Genomic DNA, 14755 nt, shown 5'->3' on the forward strand with positions numbered 1-14755 from the left:
ACTCTATGAGTGCCACGAATGAAGGGCAGAGTATCGGGACAATACCCTATCTTATTATCTGAGCTGAAACTCCCATGTCCCCGTGACGGCATCGAGAAGGCATCGAACGGCGCTCCGATGCGCCATAGCATTCAAACGCCGACCCACCATGAATTCGAGAACAACAATAAACAGGGATCGATCATGACCATGACATTGAAGGACTTCAATCAGGCCGTCGTCGTCATGGCGCACCCGGATGACGAGGTTCTCTACGCGAGTTCCATTCTGGCTTCGGCCAAGAAGATCATCATCTGCTATAATCAGGCGCCCAACAGCGGCTCGATCAGCCAGGGACGCCAGACGGTGTTTCAGGACTTTCCCCTCAAGAACGCGATCAGTCTCAACATCAACGAATCCAACACCTACCAGACGACCGACTGGCGCAAGCCGGTGGAGACCATCTACGGCATCCACTGCGGTCGCAACGGCGACGCCTATGCGAGAAACTTCCATCTGCTGACGGCGGCGCTGGAGGAGCATATCAGCGCCGGAGACCTCGTCATCTCCCACAATCCCTGGGGCGAATACGGCCATGAAGAGCATGTTCAGGTGTTCCGGGCCGTCGCGCATATCCGGCGGCAGCGCGATTTCCGGCTGTACGTCAGCGGCTATGTCAGCGACCGGGTGCTCTACTTCATGCAGCGAAACAGCCCCCGCCTCGGTGCGCCGTCGGCCTTCCTGCCGACCGACAAGGCGCTCGGCGCCCGGCTGATGCAGCACTACCAGGCGCATGAGTGCTGGACCTGGGAAAACGGCTACAACTGGCCGGACTATGAGTGCTTCTACGAGGTGACCGACCCGGACGCGCCCTTGCGCGCCGACGAGCGCACGATGTCGTCGCTGCCGGTGAACGTCATCTGGCTCGACGAGCATGCACTGGTCTGGAGCCGGGCGTTGCGCCGCACGAAGCGGCGGATCGGCACGATGCTCCACCGCCTGCTCCGGCCGGCGCATCCTCAGCCAGCGCGCGAGACGGCCCTGGCACGCGGTCACCTGGACCTGCCGACCCGGCCGCGAAACTCCCTGGGCGGGATGATGTCGGCTTGGCTGTCGTCGCGCCGAAGGCTGCTGGACATCGCCCTGCTCTGCAGCGCCTGCCTGCTCGCCGAACCCTCCATCGCAGCCTCCTAGGCCGCAACGCTCGACCGCGGTGGCTGCTTTCCAGCGGCGGGGCTGGCGGGCTTTGGCGCCGAAGAGACGCCGCTGACGCGGCTTCTCAGGATGAGGGCCGAGGGAACGGGCCGGGGATCACGCAGCCCCTACCGCCAGCGTCCGAACGCATCCGCCAGGGTCTGCCCGCCAGACACCCCCTTCTCGAAGGTGATGATGCCGCGCTTGCCGGAGGCGAAGCGCACGGGCACGTCGATCCAGGCCCGGTTCAGGATCAGGTCGACATTGCGCGTGACCTCGACGGGCACGTTCGACAGGGCCGCGACGAAGAGGTTTTCGCCCAGCGCCGAGTTGATCGCCGAGAGCGGCGCGCCGCGCTCGCTCTCCTCGGTCTTGAACTGCGGCACGCCGACCTCGCGCACCGCTTCGGTCGCCGGATCGCCGGTGCTGGAGAAGCGCATGCCGATGATGTGCGAGGCCGGGAAGGCGTTATCGGTGTTGCGGCGGATGGTGAAGTCCAGCGTCAGCCCGCTCTCGGGGATCTCGACGGTCGCGCGTACGATCGTCTCGACCGGACGGCCCTGGCCGACGCTCTCGCTGTCGAGCCGCCAGAAGACGCGGCCATTGACCGCCTTCGGCGTCTGCGGAACGGCCGGGTCCTCGATGTAGAGAATGGCGCGTTGAGCGACCGCGATCTCCTGGGAGGGCGCGGTGCCGCCCGTCTGCGGACGCGTCACCGGCGCCGGGGCGGGAGCCTCGCCGGCGCGCTCGTTGATCTTGCCGGCACTGTCCGGCTGCGCCGGCTGGCCCGGTGCCGCGACGGTCTGGCGCGTCGCCGTCTCGGTCGGCTTGACCTTGTTGACGTAATAGGCCGTCACCGCGATCGCGGCGACCGCAACCGCGACGCCGCCCGCGACGATGGCAGTGCGCAGATGGCCCGGCTTGACCCGGCTCTCGCGCGGCGGCGCGATCCGTGGCCGCACCGGCTGCGTGTCCGCGATCTCCGGCTGGGGCTCGCCGAAACCCGCCTCGTCGCCATCGGCCACGGGCGCGGGCGCCCGGGGCGTGGGGGCGCGGGGCGGAACCGGCACGGCTGCGGGCGGCAGAGGCTCGGCGAGAGCGGGACCGGCCTCCAGCGGCGGCTCGAGCGAATCGATCTCGAGGCGCGGCGGCGTGTCGTCGTAATCGGCCTCGATCCGCGCCACCGCCTCGTCCAGCGACAGGCGTTCGCGCATGATCTCGGCCTCGCCCAGCGGCGGATCGAGGCTGCGCAGCTGCGCGACGAGCGCGGCCCTGGCCCGGTCATAGATCGCCTGACGGGCTCCCGGCGATGTGTCGGGCAGCCCGGCAACCGCGCGTGCCAGGATGGGATAGAAGTCGGCCATTGGCCTCACTTGTCGCTGTTGCTGTCCTGCGTCAACCCTTGTCGGCCCCGTCTGGTTTCAGGCTGGGCCGCATGTCGGAAGGGTGTCCGGCGCGAAAGCTCCCGTTGCGGAACGTCTCACCCCTCGAAGGGGTTGTGGACCAGGATGGTGTCGTCCCGCTCCGGGCTGGTGGAGAGCACCGCGACGCTGGCCCCGATCAGCTCCTCGATCCGGCGGACATATTTGATCGCCTGCGCCGGGAGATCGGCCCAGGAGCGGGCGCCCGCGGTCGAGCCCTCCCAGCCAGCGATCGTCTCATAGACCGGCTCGACGCGGGCCTGGTCGCTCTGGCCGGCCGGCAGATGCTCGAGGATCTCGCCATCGAGCTTGTAGCCCGTGCAGACCTTGATCTCCTTGAAGCCGTCGAGGATGTCGAGCTTGGTCAGCGCGATGCCGTCGATGCCCGAGGTCTTCACCGTCTGGCGCACCAGACAGGCATCGAACCAGCCGCAGCGGCGCTTGCGCCCCGTGACGACGCCGAACTCCTTGCCCTTCTGGCCGATCAGCTCGCCGATCTCGTCGAACAGCTCGGTCGGGAACGGGCCCTCGCCGACGCGCGTCGTATAGGCCTTGGCGATACCCAGCACATAGCCGACCGCCGAGGGGCCGAGCCCAGAGCCGGTCGCGGCCTGGCCGGCAACGATGTTGGACGAGGTCACGAAGGGATAGGTGCCGTGGTCGACGTCGAGCAGCGCGCCCTGCGCGCCCTCGAACAGGATGCGCTTGCCGGCGCGGCGCTGCGAATCGAGCAGCGCCCAGACGGTGTCGGCGAAGGGCAGGATCTTCGGCGCGATCTCCTTGAGCTGGGCGAGCAGCTCGGCGCCGTTGACCTCGTCGATGCCCAGGCCCCGGCGCAGCGCATTGTGATGCGCCAGCAGCCGCTCGATCTTGGCCTCCAGGATCGCGGGGTCCTTCAGGTCGATGACGCGGATGGCGCGGCGGCCGACCTTGTCCTCATAGGCGGGACCGATGCCGCGCTTGGTCGTGCCGATCTTCAGCCCGACATTGGAGGTCTCGCGGAAATGGTCGAGCTCGCGATGCAGCGGCAGGATCAGCGTGGCGTTGTCGGCGACGCGCAGGTTCTCGGGGGAAATCGCGACGCCCTGCGCCTGCAGTCGCGCGATCTCCTCGACCAGATGCCAGGGATCGACCACGACGCCGTTGCCGATGACCGAGAGCTTGCCGGGCCGCACGATGCCCGAGGGCAGCAGCGAGAGCTTGTAGACGACACCGTCGATCACCAGCGTGTGGCCGGCATTGTGCCCGCCCTGGAATCGCACCACGACATCGGCCTGGCTCGACAGCCAGTCGACGATCTTGCCCTTGCCCTCGTCGCCCCATTGGGCGCCGACCACCACCACATTTGCCATGGTTCAGGGGTTCCTGCTTGTCCTAAGTGAGTCTTGCGCGTGTCGTTCCGGGCAAGCGCCGCACATGAAAAACCCCGGCGCAAGACCGGGGTTCGAAGGCAGGTTCTTGCAGGCCCTCATGAGCCAAGAGCGCGCCGAGGTCAAGCTTGGCGCGCATGGCCGGCCGCTTCGCACAGGTGTAGAAGGTGAGCCGGCGGGCCCGCCGGCGCCTCTCCGGCCGGCGCCTAACCGCCGGGATGGAGGGCTGCGGCAACCGCCCGCAGGATCGACGCAAGGCCCGCGCCAAGGGGATAGGACCACGATGACGAACACGCTCGACGCCTGGCTCGACCGGCACCATGCGGCTTTCTCCGCAATCCGCCAGGACATCCACGCCCATCCCGAGCTCGGGCTCGAGGAGACGCGCACAGCCGCCCTCGTCGCGAAGAACCTGCGCGAATGGGGCGTCGAGGTCACGGAAGGGGTCGGCGGCACCGGCGTCGTCGGCGTCATCCGCGGCAAGCGGGCCGGCCAGCGCGCGATCGGGCTGCGCGCCGACATGGACTGCCTGGCGCTGGAGGAGCAGACCGGCCTCCCTTACGCCTCGCAGCACCCCGGCAAGATGCACGCCTGCGGCCATGACGGCCACACCACCATGCTGCTCGGCGCCGCGCGCTACCTCGCCGAGAACCCCGATTTCGCCGGCACCTGCATCCTGATCTTCCAGCCGGCCGAGGAAGGCCGCGGCGGCGCCAACGCCATGCTGGCGGACGGGCTGTTCGAGCGCTTCCCCTGCGACGCGATCTATGGCCTGCACAACACGCCGGGCCTGCCGGCCTCGCATTTCGGCACGGCGGTTGGCCCCTTCCTCGCCTCGGCCGACAGCTGGGAGGTGATCTTCCGCGGCGTCGGCGGCCATGGCGGCTCGCAGCCGCATCTCTCGACCGACATCACCTACGCCCAGGCGCAGTTCGTGCTGGGGCTGCAGGGCATCGTCGGCCGCAACGTGCCGCCGCTCGACACAGCCGTCATCAGCGTCGGCTACATCCATGGCGGCGACGTCAACGCCTCGAACGTCATCCCCTCCGAGCTGGTGCTCGGCGGCACGGCGCGCACCTATGCGCCCGAGATCCGCAACACGATCGAGCGCCGCATCAGTGAGCTCGCCGCCGCCACCGCTCTCGCCTGGGGCTGCAAGGCGGAAGCCACCTATCACCGCGGCACCAGCCCGCTGATCAACAAGGCCGATCAGGTCGCGGTCGCGGTCGCCGCCGCCTCGGCCTCTGTCGGCGCGGCCCATGTGGACGGCAAGATGCGGCCGGGCACGGGTGGCGAGGACTTCGCCGAGATGATGCTGATCAAGCCCGGCGCCTTCATGCGCATCGGCAACGGCGTCGCCGCCGACGGCTCCTTCAAGGGCCTGCACACGCCGCTCTACGACTTCAACGACGCGATCATCCCCGACGGCATCCGTTACTGGGTCAATGTCGTCGGCGAAGAGCTGGGGATCGAGGAGCGCGCGGCGGCGGCCTAGGGCCGCGCATCACAAAACCTCAGCCCTCATCCTGAGGAGCCGCGAAGCGGCGTCTCGAAGGATGACCCTGGAGGCTCGGGAACCATCTGGAGCATCCTTCGACACGCGCTCGTGCCGAGCGCGTGTCGAAGGATGAGGGCTGAGGGATGCCGCCGTCCGGTCAGGCCGACTCCAGGCTACAGCGCCTCTGCAGGGCTCCCCACCAGTCCCGTCGGTTGCACGGCACGGAGGCAGGTCCTATGCGGCGGGCTTACGCAAACCAGCGGGTCACCACCATGCAATCGCTCTCGATCTCGACGCTCACCATCTGCGGCATCGAGGAACTGCCCGCCCACAGCCTCCGCCGTGTCAGCCATGTGCTGTCGCTGCTCGACCCCGGCCTGCCCGAGATCGACACCTTCGGGACCTATGGCGAGCACCACCGGGTGACGCTGCGCTTTCACGACATCCTCGGCCCGTCACAGGGCATGACCCCGCCTCAGCCGCGCCATGTCGAGCAGATCCTGCAGTTCGGCGAGGGCCTGCGCGCGGGCGCCGGCGAGCGGGTCGAGGGGCATCTCCTCGTCCACTGCCATATGGGCATCTCGCGCTCGACCGCGGCGATGCTGATGCTGATGGCGCAGAACGATGCCGACACGAGCGAGGACGCGCTGTTCGAGCGCCTGCGCGCGGTACGCCCGCAGGCCTGGCCGAACTCGGTGATGATCGGCTTCGCCGACGAGCAGCTCGGGCGTGGCGGGCGCCTCACGGAAGGGCTGCGTCGCCATTATGGCCACCAGCTCAAGGTCCAGCCGCAATACACCGACTGGATGACGCGGCTGGGCCGCGGGCGCGAGCTCGAGATGGCGGTGTGAGCGGTTGCCGTTTTTCCCTCCGACACTCGGCCGTCATCCTGGGCGACCGAAGGTCGTCCCGGGATCCATCCTAGAGCGGCGCAGAGCCCAATGATGGATCCCGGCCGGCGCCGCTGCGCGGCTGGTCCAGGATGACGCGTGGTTCGTGAGCGAACGTCCCCGCCTCAGTTCAGCGGCCGCGGCATCGGCTGCGGCCCCGGCCCCGGCTGCGGGGCATAGGTGACCTCGCGGTCACCCGGCCATTTGATCCGGTAGGCGACCTTGATCTCCTTCTCGGCGCCGGGCGCGAGATCGAAGGTCCAGGCCGAGACGCCGCGCTTGTCGCCGACCTGCTTCTCGGTCGGCGGTGTCGTCTGCGCCGGCAGGCTCTCGACCGTGATCGCGCTGCTCTCCGAATAGGGGATGCGCTCGGTCACCGTCACCTTCACCGGCTGGGCGTGAAGGCTCTTCACCACCGTGCGGAACTCGCGCAGATCGGTGCGGGTCTGACCGAGCCAGTTCGGCTCGTTCTCGCGGCGGCGCACCGGCGCGCGCGTGACCTTGAGCTTGTCGTCGGCGCCGAAGCCGAGCGCGACCTTGTCGCCCGGCGCCACCAGCCCGATCCGGCCCCGCCCGATGAAGCTCCCGTCGCGATGCAGGGCGACCAATCCAGGCAGCAGCGGCGCCGCCTCGTCATGGACGAAGCTCGCCTCGAGATAGGCCTTCTCTTCCAGCTCGGGCACGATCCGCGCCGCCAGCGCCGGCTCGGCCTTCGCCTGGCTCAGCAGCACGGTCTTGGACGAGCCGTCCTGCGGGACCGTGGCGCGCCCGGGCACCTGGAAGCTCGCCTGATAGGCGCCCGCCTCGATCTGGGCGGTCTGCGCCTCGGCGGCGACGGGGGCGGCCGCCTTCTGCGACTGTTCGGCGATCGCGTCGGCCTCCGCCCTGGCGCGGGCGGGCGCCATCGGGGCCGGCGCGGCCCGCCCCAGCGGGCGCGTCTCGTAGAGCGCCGGCGGTTCGAAGAACATCACCTGCACCGGCGTCAGCTCCGGCGCCTGCGTGCCGCCGGCCGAGCGAGTCGTCGACAGCGTCAGCGCCACATCGGCCCAGTCCTCGCCCGTGCGCTGGCGCAGCTCCGCCCGCCGCAGCAGATCGAGCGAAGGCTTGCCGCCGGCACCGGCGGTCGACAGACGGGCCTCGTATTGCGGGGTCCAGCCAGCGCCGCCGACGCGGTAGGTCACCATGAACTCGGCCGACAGCGGCGCCGGCGCCTCGACGGCGATGGCGACGTCGCGCCGGGGCGCACCCGGCCGGCCCGGCTGCGGCCTGGCCCGCTCCAGCGCCGCGATCTCGCCTTCGACATCCGCCGCCCGGGCGCGGACGCCGCGCAATTCCTCATGCACCTTCACCAGCGCCGTGCCGATGGCCTCGAACACGGCCGGCCAGTCCGCCACCGGCAGCGCCTTGCCGTCGGGGCCGAGCTTGTCGGGCCCGGTCTGGCCGAAGCGCTCGATCGTGGCGCGCTTGGCCTCGATCGCGCTGATGCGCCCGGCCAGCGCCTGCTTCTCGTCCCGCAGCGCGGTGAGCTTGCCCTCGATCACCGCGTCGAGCACCGGCTTCGCCTCGCCCGGCGCCAGGCGCACATCGACGGCCCCGATCGAGAAGGCGCCGCCACCGGCACCCGCCGCGCTGCCCCGGCCCTCGACACGGATCGATGCGGGGTCGATGGTCGCGGGCAGGCCGCGCAGCACGATCTGGGAGGCGCCCTGCAGCAGCTCGGCCTTGCCCAGCCGCGTCACCACCGCCCCGTCCGGATAGACCGTGACGCGGTCGATCCGCGAGGCCAGCTCGATCTCGGCGGCCCCCGCGAAGCTGGGAGCCAGCACCAGGGCGGCGGCGAAACGGGTCATCATGCTGTGCTATCCCCATAGACGATCACGAGCCCGTGATAGGCAGGCCCGATTGGGACGAGGCCAAGGCGGAATTGGGCCCGATTGCGGACGGCGGGATCGGAGCAGCCGCTGGCGCCCCGCGGCGGGGCGCGACCTCATCCGCGGAGATGGGCCCCCATGCAAAAGGCCCTGCCGGTCGGGCAGGGCCTTGCTTGGCGTTGCGCGGCGGGAACCGGCTTTAGAACTCTTCCCAGCCCGAATCGCTGGCGCGGCTGTTGGCGACCTTCTTGGCGGGGGCCGGCGCCGGGCGCGGCGCAGGCACCGGGGCAGCGGCGCGGGGAGCCGGCGCCCGGGTCTGGGCGAAGGCGGCTTCCGCGAGCTGGCGCAGGCGGGCGGGCTCGCCGGCAGGGGCCGGCGCCGCTGCGGAGCGGCCGGTGTCCGGCCCGGTCTTGAAGGCGGCGACGAGGTCGTTGAGCTGGGCGATCTTGCCCGAGAGCGAGCCGGCAGACGCCGCGCTCTGTTCGGACAGCGCCGCATTCTGCTGGGTCATCTCGTCGAGATGGGCGACGGCCTGGCTCATCTCGTCGATGCCGCTCGCCTGTTCGCCCGACGCGGCGGAAATCTCCGCGATGGTGGCTGCGACCTTCTCGGACGCTGCGAGGATCTGGCTGAGCTGTTCGCCGGCCTGACGGACGAGCTTGACGCCCTCGCCGACCTCGCTGTTCGACGACGAGATCAGCGCCGAGATGTCCTTGGCGGCCTCGCTCGACCGCTGCGCCAGGGTCCGGACCTCCGAGGCCACGACCGCGAAGCCCTTGCCGGCGTCGCCGGCCCGCGCCGCTTCCACCGCCGCGTTCAGCGCCAGCAGATTGGTCTGGAAGGCGATATCGTCGATCACCCGGATGATGTCGGAGATCTTGGTCGAGGCGCTCTCGATGCGCGCCATCGCGTCGACCGCCTGGCCGGCGATGGCGCCGCCGGTCTGCGCCGCCTGCATCGCATCATTGGCGACGCTCGCCGCCTGGCGCGAGGCCTGGGCGGTGGCCTTGACGGAGGCTGCGAGCTCTTCGGTCGTCGCCGCGGTCTCCTCCAGGCTCGACGCCTGCTCCTCGGTGCGCTTCGACAGATCGTCCGCGCCCATGTTGATCTCGCGGGCGGCGAGCCCGACATCGGCCGAGGTCAGCTGGATCGTCTTCACGGTCGAGGACAGCCGATCGACCGTGTCGTTGATCGCGCCCTTGAGATCGGCGAAGCGGCCGCGATAGGCGGTGTCGACCCGGTGGGTCAGGTCGCCCGCCGCGATCGCCTGCAGCGCGTCGGAGAACTCGCTGGTGGCGCCGTCGACCACGGCATTGATCTCGTTGATGCCGGCGACGAGCTTCTGCATCTGCTCGTCGGCATGGTCGATCTGCAGCCGCGCCGAGAAATCGCCCGCCGCCGCCGCCGCCACGACCTCGCCGACATCCGACACCACGGCTTCCATCGACTGCGCCCGGGCCAGGCGCGTCGCCGCCGCCGCCTGCTCCTGCTGCTGCAGGATCGCGACCTGCTCGGAACTCTCGCGCAGCACGGAGACGGCCTTGGCCATGGTGCCGATCTCGTCCTGACGGCCGAGATGCGGCACGGCCACCTTGAGATCGCCGCGCGTCAGCGCCTCCATGACGCCGCTGAGATCGAGGATCGGGCGGGTCAGCGAGCGCTGCGCGAAGAACATGGCGATCAGCAGGGAGCCCAGCAGCGTGACGCCGAGCACGATCGGCAGGCCCGTCTGCGCCATCTGGGTGAAGCTCGCGGCCTCGGTCTGCAGCGCGTCGCTGGCGGCATCGGTGGTCTTGGCGAAGGCGACGAGCAGATCGTTGAGGGCCCGCCGGTTGTTGCGGTTGGCCTCGTTGTTGCCCTGCGTGTTGGCCGCCGCGGTCGAGACCTCGCGCGCCAGCCGGATCGTCTCCGTCCGGAACGTGATGAAATCGGCGATGGCCTTCTCGATCGCCCGCGTCTGGGCCCGCTCCGATTCCGGAGCGATCCGGGTCAGCTCGGCCGCCAGCGACCGCATCTGCGGGAAGCGCGCCTCCATGCCCTTGGCGAAGGGCTCGGCGGCCGCGGCGTCCTTCGACATGTAGATGCCGCGTGCGTCCATGACGACGCCGAGGACATGGCCGTTGATCTTGTCGGTGGCAAGCGTGACGTCGGAGAGGGTCGCGGAGCGCTGGCTGAGGTCATTGGAGCGCGACAGGGCCCAGAGGCCCAGCGCCGACGAAATGATGGCGCCCAGCGAGATGATCGCCAGGATCGCGATGATTTTGGTGCGGATGGATTTCAACGACTTCGGGCCCCATGAAGCGGCGCAGCGCACGCGCCGGCGGGATGACGATCAGGTAGTCAGCGCAGGTGCCGCAGGGATCGATGAGGTTTCAAAACCCTCTCCTTGCGTCACAATCTCGCTCGATTTCGTCTCACGACATTTAAAATACGATTAATCCAGAGCGAGAATTGCCTAAGCAATTTGCAACTTTAGCGGGAAATGCACCTGAAATCAGCGACACCGAACGATGATCGCCCGGCCTCCCCAGTGCGTGTAGCGTCAGCCGCGCGCTGCCGCTGGGGCGGGGCCGGCCTGCCTCTGCGTCGCGACTCAGATGTGTCGGTGGTCTCGGGGGCTCGAAACGGCACCAAACAGGGCAGCGGGGCTCGCTTCGCCGGTGTTCAACCCCGTCCGCGCGCGCTCGCCTGCGGCTTGACGCGGTGGTTCAGGAAGTTGCGCAGCTCGGTGACGCGGCGGGCGTCGTCCAGAACCTCCGCATCGAGTGCATGCGCCCAGGCGAGGTCCTGGCGGCTCCTGTCGGCGTCGAGCGCGCGCAGCTCGGCGAGCCAGGTCTCGGCGGCGGCCTCGTCGCGCCGGAAGCCTTCCTCGACCAGGATCGGCACCATCCGCCCGAGAATCGAGGCGACCTGGCGCAGTGGGAATTCCGGGTGGTACTGCACGCCCCAGAACACGCCGCCCTCATGGCGGATCTCGGCCGCCTGCACGTCGCTATAGGCGTTCGAGGCGAGGATGGTGGTGTCGCCGGGCGGCAGCACCACCGTGTCGAGATGGATCGCCGGTGCGTCGAAGGCCGCCGGGCGCCCGGCCAGCAGCGGATGGCTACGGCCGGCCTCGTTGACCGTGATCCGGCGGGCGAAGCCGACCTCGCGCCCGCGCGGGTTGCGCGTCACGGTGCCGCCGGCCGCGACCGCGCCCATCTGGATGCCCCAGCAGGAGCCGAAACAGGGCGTGCCGCTGGCATAGATCGCGCGCATCAGCTCGATCTGGCGGGTGACCGCCGGCTCGAGCTCGTAGATGTGCAGGGCCGAGCCGGTGAGGATGATGCCGTCATAGGATTGCAAGCCCGCCCCGTCCGGCAGATTGGCGCCGGCGTCGGCCGGCAGGCAGATATCGGTCACCACGCCGGGCTCGATCGCGGCGACCTCGGCGGCATAGGCCTCCGCCGGCTGGGCGCCATAGCCGGCGGCGTGGCTCTCGCGCTGGGCGCGGGTGTTGCCGTCCACGAAGAGCAGGCGGAGCGGGCGTCGGACGACATCGAGCATGGGAGAGGCCGCGGGTGACTGTGGGTGAGGGATGCGCCGGGCGCCGGGCGCCACTGCGCCTCATCCCACATGACGCGAACCGCGCGCAAGGCTATTGCAGGAGCCCGTTTCCGGATCGGTTGACCGCTTGCCCGCGAACCAGACCCTCAAGCAGCGCCTCTGGGGCAATGCCTATCTGCTGCTGACCCTGACGACCCTGATGTGGGGCGGCAATGCGGTGGCCGGTCGCCTCGCGGTCGACGCCATCTCGCCGATGGCGCTGACCTCGCTGCGCTGGATCGTGGTCTGCGCGGTCATGCCGGTGCTGCTGCGCCACCAGATCAGGGCGCATTGGCCGGTGCTGCGGGCCCACTGGAAGTTCATCGTCGCGATGGGCACCGTCGGCTTCACCGCCTTCAACGCGCTGATGTATCTCGCCGCCTATTCGACGACGGCGATCAATATCGGCATTCTCCAGGGCTCCATTCCCGTCTTCGTGCTGATCGGCGCCTTCATCGCCTATCGCACGCCGATCGGCCCGGTGCAGGCGCTCGGCGTCCTCATCACCCTGCTCGGCGTCGCCGTCGTCGCCAGCCGCGGCGACATTGCGGTGCTCCGGCAATTCGCCTTCGCGCCGGGCGATCTCTTCATGATCGTCGCCTGCACCTTCTATGCGGGCTACACGGTCGCGATCCGCTCGCGGCCGCAGGTGCCCGGCCTCGTCTTCTTCTCGGCGCTGGCGATGGTGGCCTGCCTGGTCTCGCTGCCGCTGCTGGCGATCGAGGTCGCGCAGGGGGCCTTCGTGGTGAAGGCGCCCCAGGGCTGGCTGATCCTGCTCTATGTCGCGATCGGCCCCTCGATCCTGTCGCAGCTCTTCTTCATGCGCTCGGTCGAGCTGATCGGCCCGGGGCGCGCCGGCGTCTTCGTCAATCTCGTGCCGGTCTTCGCGCCGATCCTCGCCGTGCTGATCCTCGGCGAGCAGCTCGCGCTCTATCACGGCGTCGCCCTGCTGCTCGTGCTCGGCGGCATCTTCATCGCCGAGCGGCTGGCCAAGCGCGCCTAGCGCAGCGCCGCGACCGCCAGCCGCGCCACTGCGGCATGGGCCGCCTCGCGCTGCTTGGCATCCGCCGTCGAACCCGCGAGATAGACCGCGATGGCGAAGACACGCCCGTTCGGCAGGGTGACGAGGCCGATGTCGTTGGTGGCGTGGTTGATGCCGTCCATCGTCAGCCCGGCGACGGTCTTGTGGGCGAAGCGCGCGCCTTGCGGCAGGCCGGCGCGGATGCGGTCGGGACCCGATTTCGTTTCCAGGGTGATCCTGTCGATCAGCGCGCTGTGCGCCGGCTCGCGCAGCCAGTTGCCCTTCGCCTGCGCCTCGACGAAGGCGACGCTGGCCTCGGGCGTGGCGCTGTCGCGCGAATCTCTCAGGGCTAACTGGAGGGCCGCCCTGCGCCTGGCCGGATCGACAGCGGACAGCCTGGCGCGATAGGCGTGCTCGTCGATCACGTCCGACCAGCCGAATCCGGCCAAGCCGAAGACCTCCGGCTGGAACTGCCGCTCATAGCGGTCGACGGAGATACCGGTGATGCCGCCGGCCTTCAGCATGGCGGTGACCGCCTGCGGCCCGCCGATTTCGCGCATCAGGATGTCGGCGGCGGTGTTGTCGCTCTCGCCGGCGGCGAGCGCGATCAGCTCCCGCACCGGATAGGCGTTGGCCTCGCCCTTGAAGGCCTTGGCGAGCGGGCTGTGATAGAGCGAGAACTCGCGGCGCCTGATCGTGATCGGCTGGTCGAGCCACAGCCTGCCGGCCTCGACCGCCTGCAGCGCCGCAATCGCCAGCGGCCATTTGAACACGCTCTGCATCGGGAAGCGCTCGCCACCGCGATGCGACCAGAGCGAGCGGTCCTTCAGATCGAGCAGGGCGACGCCGAGGCGGCCCTTGGCCTCCCGCTCGATCGCGACGATCTCGCGCGACAGCCTCGCCTTGTCCCAGTCGGCCGCGGCCGGCGCCGGCGCGAGCAGGGGCGCGGCGACAGCGCAGGCGAGGATGGCGGTAATGGTGAAGCGAGGCATCGGCGTCTCCCGTGAGCGGCGCGCACGGATGACGGCGAATGGGGCGCCGGTTTGTCGGGCCGGAGGCGGGACTCAGCTCGCCTGCTTGACCGCGATACCCTTCTCGGCGAGCAGCGCCTGCAGCTCGCCGGCCTGGAACATCTCACGGGTGATGTCGCAGCCGCCGATGAACTCGCCCTTGACGTAGAGCTGCGGGATCGTCGGCCAGTTGGAATAGGCCTTGATGCCCTCGCGGATCTCCTGATCCTCGAGCACGTTCACCCCTTTGAACGGCACGCCGACATAGGACAGGATCTGCACGACCTGGCCGGAGAAGCCGCACATCGGGAATTGCGGCGTGCCCTTCATGAAGAGCACCACATCGGCGGACTTCACCTCGGAATCGATGCGGGCGTTGGTGTCGGACATGGGCGTATCTCCGGATTTCAGTTCTGGCTCGCCAGAGCGTCCTGCTCGTTGAGGCGATGCACGATGCGAAGAATTTCATTGGTCTGGGTCAGCATCCGGTTTTCGAGCAAGACGAGATCGCTCTTAACCTCGCCGATGTCGCGCTCGAGCCGTCCGAGGCGAACATCGTGCCGCCCGAGCGTCTCGATGACGTGATCGAGCTTCCGGTCCATGCCGCGCAGGAGAACGAGCGTATGATTGGCGACAGTCGGATCGGGCTCGGCCATGGCGGCTGCTCCAGGGTTCGCCTCAAATATCAGGCGTCACCGTCGTCAGCGCAAGGGCGTGCAGGACGCCGCCCATGTTCCCCTTCAGCGCGGCATAGACCATCTGGTGCTGCTGCACCCGCGTCTTGCCCTTGAAGGCGGCCGAGGTCACGGTTGCCGCATAATGGTCGCCGTCGCCGGCGAGATCCTTGATCTCGACGATCGCATCCGGCAGCGCCGCCTTGATCATCGCCTCGATGTCGTGGGCATCCATCGCCATG

13 protein-coding genes are annotated in these 14755 nt (G+C 69.2%); 4 read left to right on the forward strand and 9 right to left on the reverse strand.

Annotated elements, in window-relative coordinates; translation table 11 throughout:
• Positions 1 to 18 precede the first annotated feature (18 nt).
• The gene (locus BSY19_RS24825) at positions 19 to 1173 is read left to right on the forward strand and encodes a hypothetical protein (protein ID WP_150129722.1); all 1155 of its coding nucleotides are present in this window, start codon (positions 19 to 21) and stop codon (positions 1171 to 1173) included.
• Positions 1174 to 1301: 128 nt separating this feature from the next.
• Here BSY19_RS24825 and BSY19_RS24830 read toward each other — a convergent pair whose 3' ends face one another.
• Positions 1302 to 2537, reverse strand: a complete 1236-nt coding sequence (locus tag BSY19_RS24830) for a hypothetical protein (RefSeq protein WP_069056499.1) — start codon at positions 2535 to 2537, stop codon at positions 1302 to 1304.
• 116 nt (positions 2538 to 2653) lie between these two features.
• On the reverse strand, positions 2654 to 3946 hold the full coding sequence (locus BSY19_RS24835) for an adenylosuccinate synthase (protein WP_069056500.1): 1293 nt from the start codon (positions 3944 to 3946) through the stop codon (positions 2654 to 2656).
• A gap of 301 nt (positions 3947 to 4247) precedes the next feature.
• On the opposite strand from BSY19_RS24835, the gene BSY19_RS24840 reads away from it, so the two are divergent.
• Positions 4248 to 5459 (forward strand): amidohydrolase, encoded by a 1212-nt coding sequence (locus BSY19_RS24840; RefSeq protein ID WP_069056501.1) that lies wholly within the window; start codon positions 4248 to 4250, stop codon positions 5457 to 5459.
• A 239-nt stretch (positions 5460 to 5698) separates the two neighbouring features.
• Positions 5699 to 6313: a tyrosine phosphatase family protein gene (locus BSY19_RS24845; protein WP_236840447.1), complete on the forward strand. Its 615-nt coding sequence runs from the start codon at positions 5699 to 5701 to the stop codon at positions 6311 to 6313.
• Positions 6314 to 6477: 164 nt separating this feature from the next.
• Here BSY19_RS24845 and BSY19_RS24850 read toward each other — a convergent pair whose 3' ends face one another.
• From BSY19_RS24850 to BSY19_RS24860, 3 genes are all read right to left on the reverse strand, one after another.
• A complete protein-coding gene (locus BSY19_RS24850; RefSeq protein ID WP_069056502.1) occupies positions 6478 to 8205 on the reverse strand; it encodes a mucoidy inhibitor MuiA family protein in 1728 nt (575 codons plus the stop codon).
• Positions 8206 to 8422: 217 nt separating this feature from the next.
• Entirely contained in the window at positions 8423 to 10504 is a 2082-nt protein-coding gene (locus BSY19_RS24855) for a methyl-accepting chemotaxis protein (protein ID WP_069056503.1), read from the reverse strand.
• A 383-nt stretch (positions 10505 to 10887) separates the two neighbouring features.
• Positions 10888 to 11769, reverse strand: coding sequence for a type 1 glutamine amidotransferase (locus BSY19_RS24860; RefSeq protein WP_069056504.1), 882 nt, complete (start codon positions 11767 to 11769; stop codon positions 10888 to 10890).
• 127 nt (positions 11770 to 11896) lie between these two features.
• On the opposite strand from BSY19_RS24860, the gene BSY19_RS24865 reads away from it, so the two are divergent.
• A complete protein-coding gene (locus tag BSY19_RS24865; protein WP_069056505.1) occupies positions 11897 to 12811 on the forward strand; it encodes a DMT family transporter in 915 nt (304 codons plus the stop codon).
• On the opposite strand, the gene bla is transcribed toward BSY19_RS24865, so the two are convergent.
• The 4 genes from bla to BSY19_RS24885 form a co-directional block, all read right to left on the reverse strand.
• A complete protein-coding gene (bla, locus tag BSY19_RS24870) occupies positions 12808 to 13821 on the reverse strand; it encodes a class A beta-lactamase (RefSeq protein ID WP_069056506.1) in 1014 nt (337 codons plus the stop codon). The two genes, BSY19_RS24865 and bla, sit on opposite strands and share 4 nt — an antisense overlap.
• 72 nt (positions 13822 to 13893) lie before the next feature.
• Positions 13894 to 14229: a Grx4 family monothiol glutaredoxin gene (grxD, locus tag BSY19_RS24875; RefSeq protein WP_069056507.1), complete on the reverse strand. Its 336-nt coding sequence runs from the start codon at positions 14227 to 14229 to the stop codon at positions 13894 to 13896.
• A 17-nt stretch (positions 14230 to 14246) separates the two neighbouring features.
• Entirely contained in the window at positions 14247 to 14495 is a 249-nt protein-coding gene (locus tag BSY19_RS24880) for a hypothetical protein (RefSeq protein ID WP_069056508.1), read from the reverse strand.
• Positions 14496 to 14517: 22 nt separating this feature from the next.
• Complete coding sequence (locus BSY19_RS24885; RefSeq protein WP_069056509.1) at positions 14518 to 14754, reverse strand: BolA family protein; 237 nt, start codon at positions 14752 to 14754, stop codon at positions 14518 to 14520.
• Position 14755 lies beyond the last annotated feature (1 nt).

The sequence above is a fragment of the Bosea sp. RAC05 genome, assembly GCF_001713455.1.
GTDB lineage: Bacteria > Pseudomonadota > Alphaproteobacteria > Rhizobiales > Beijerinckiaceae > Allobosea.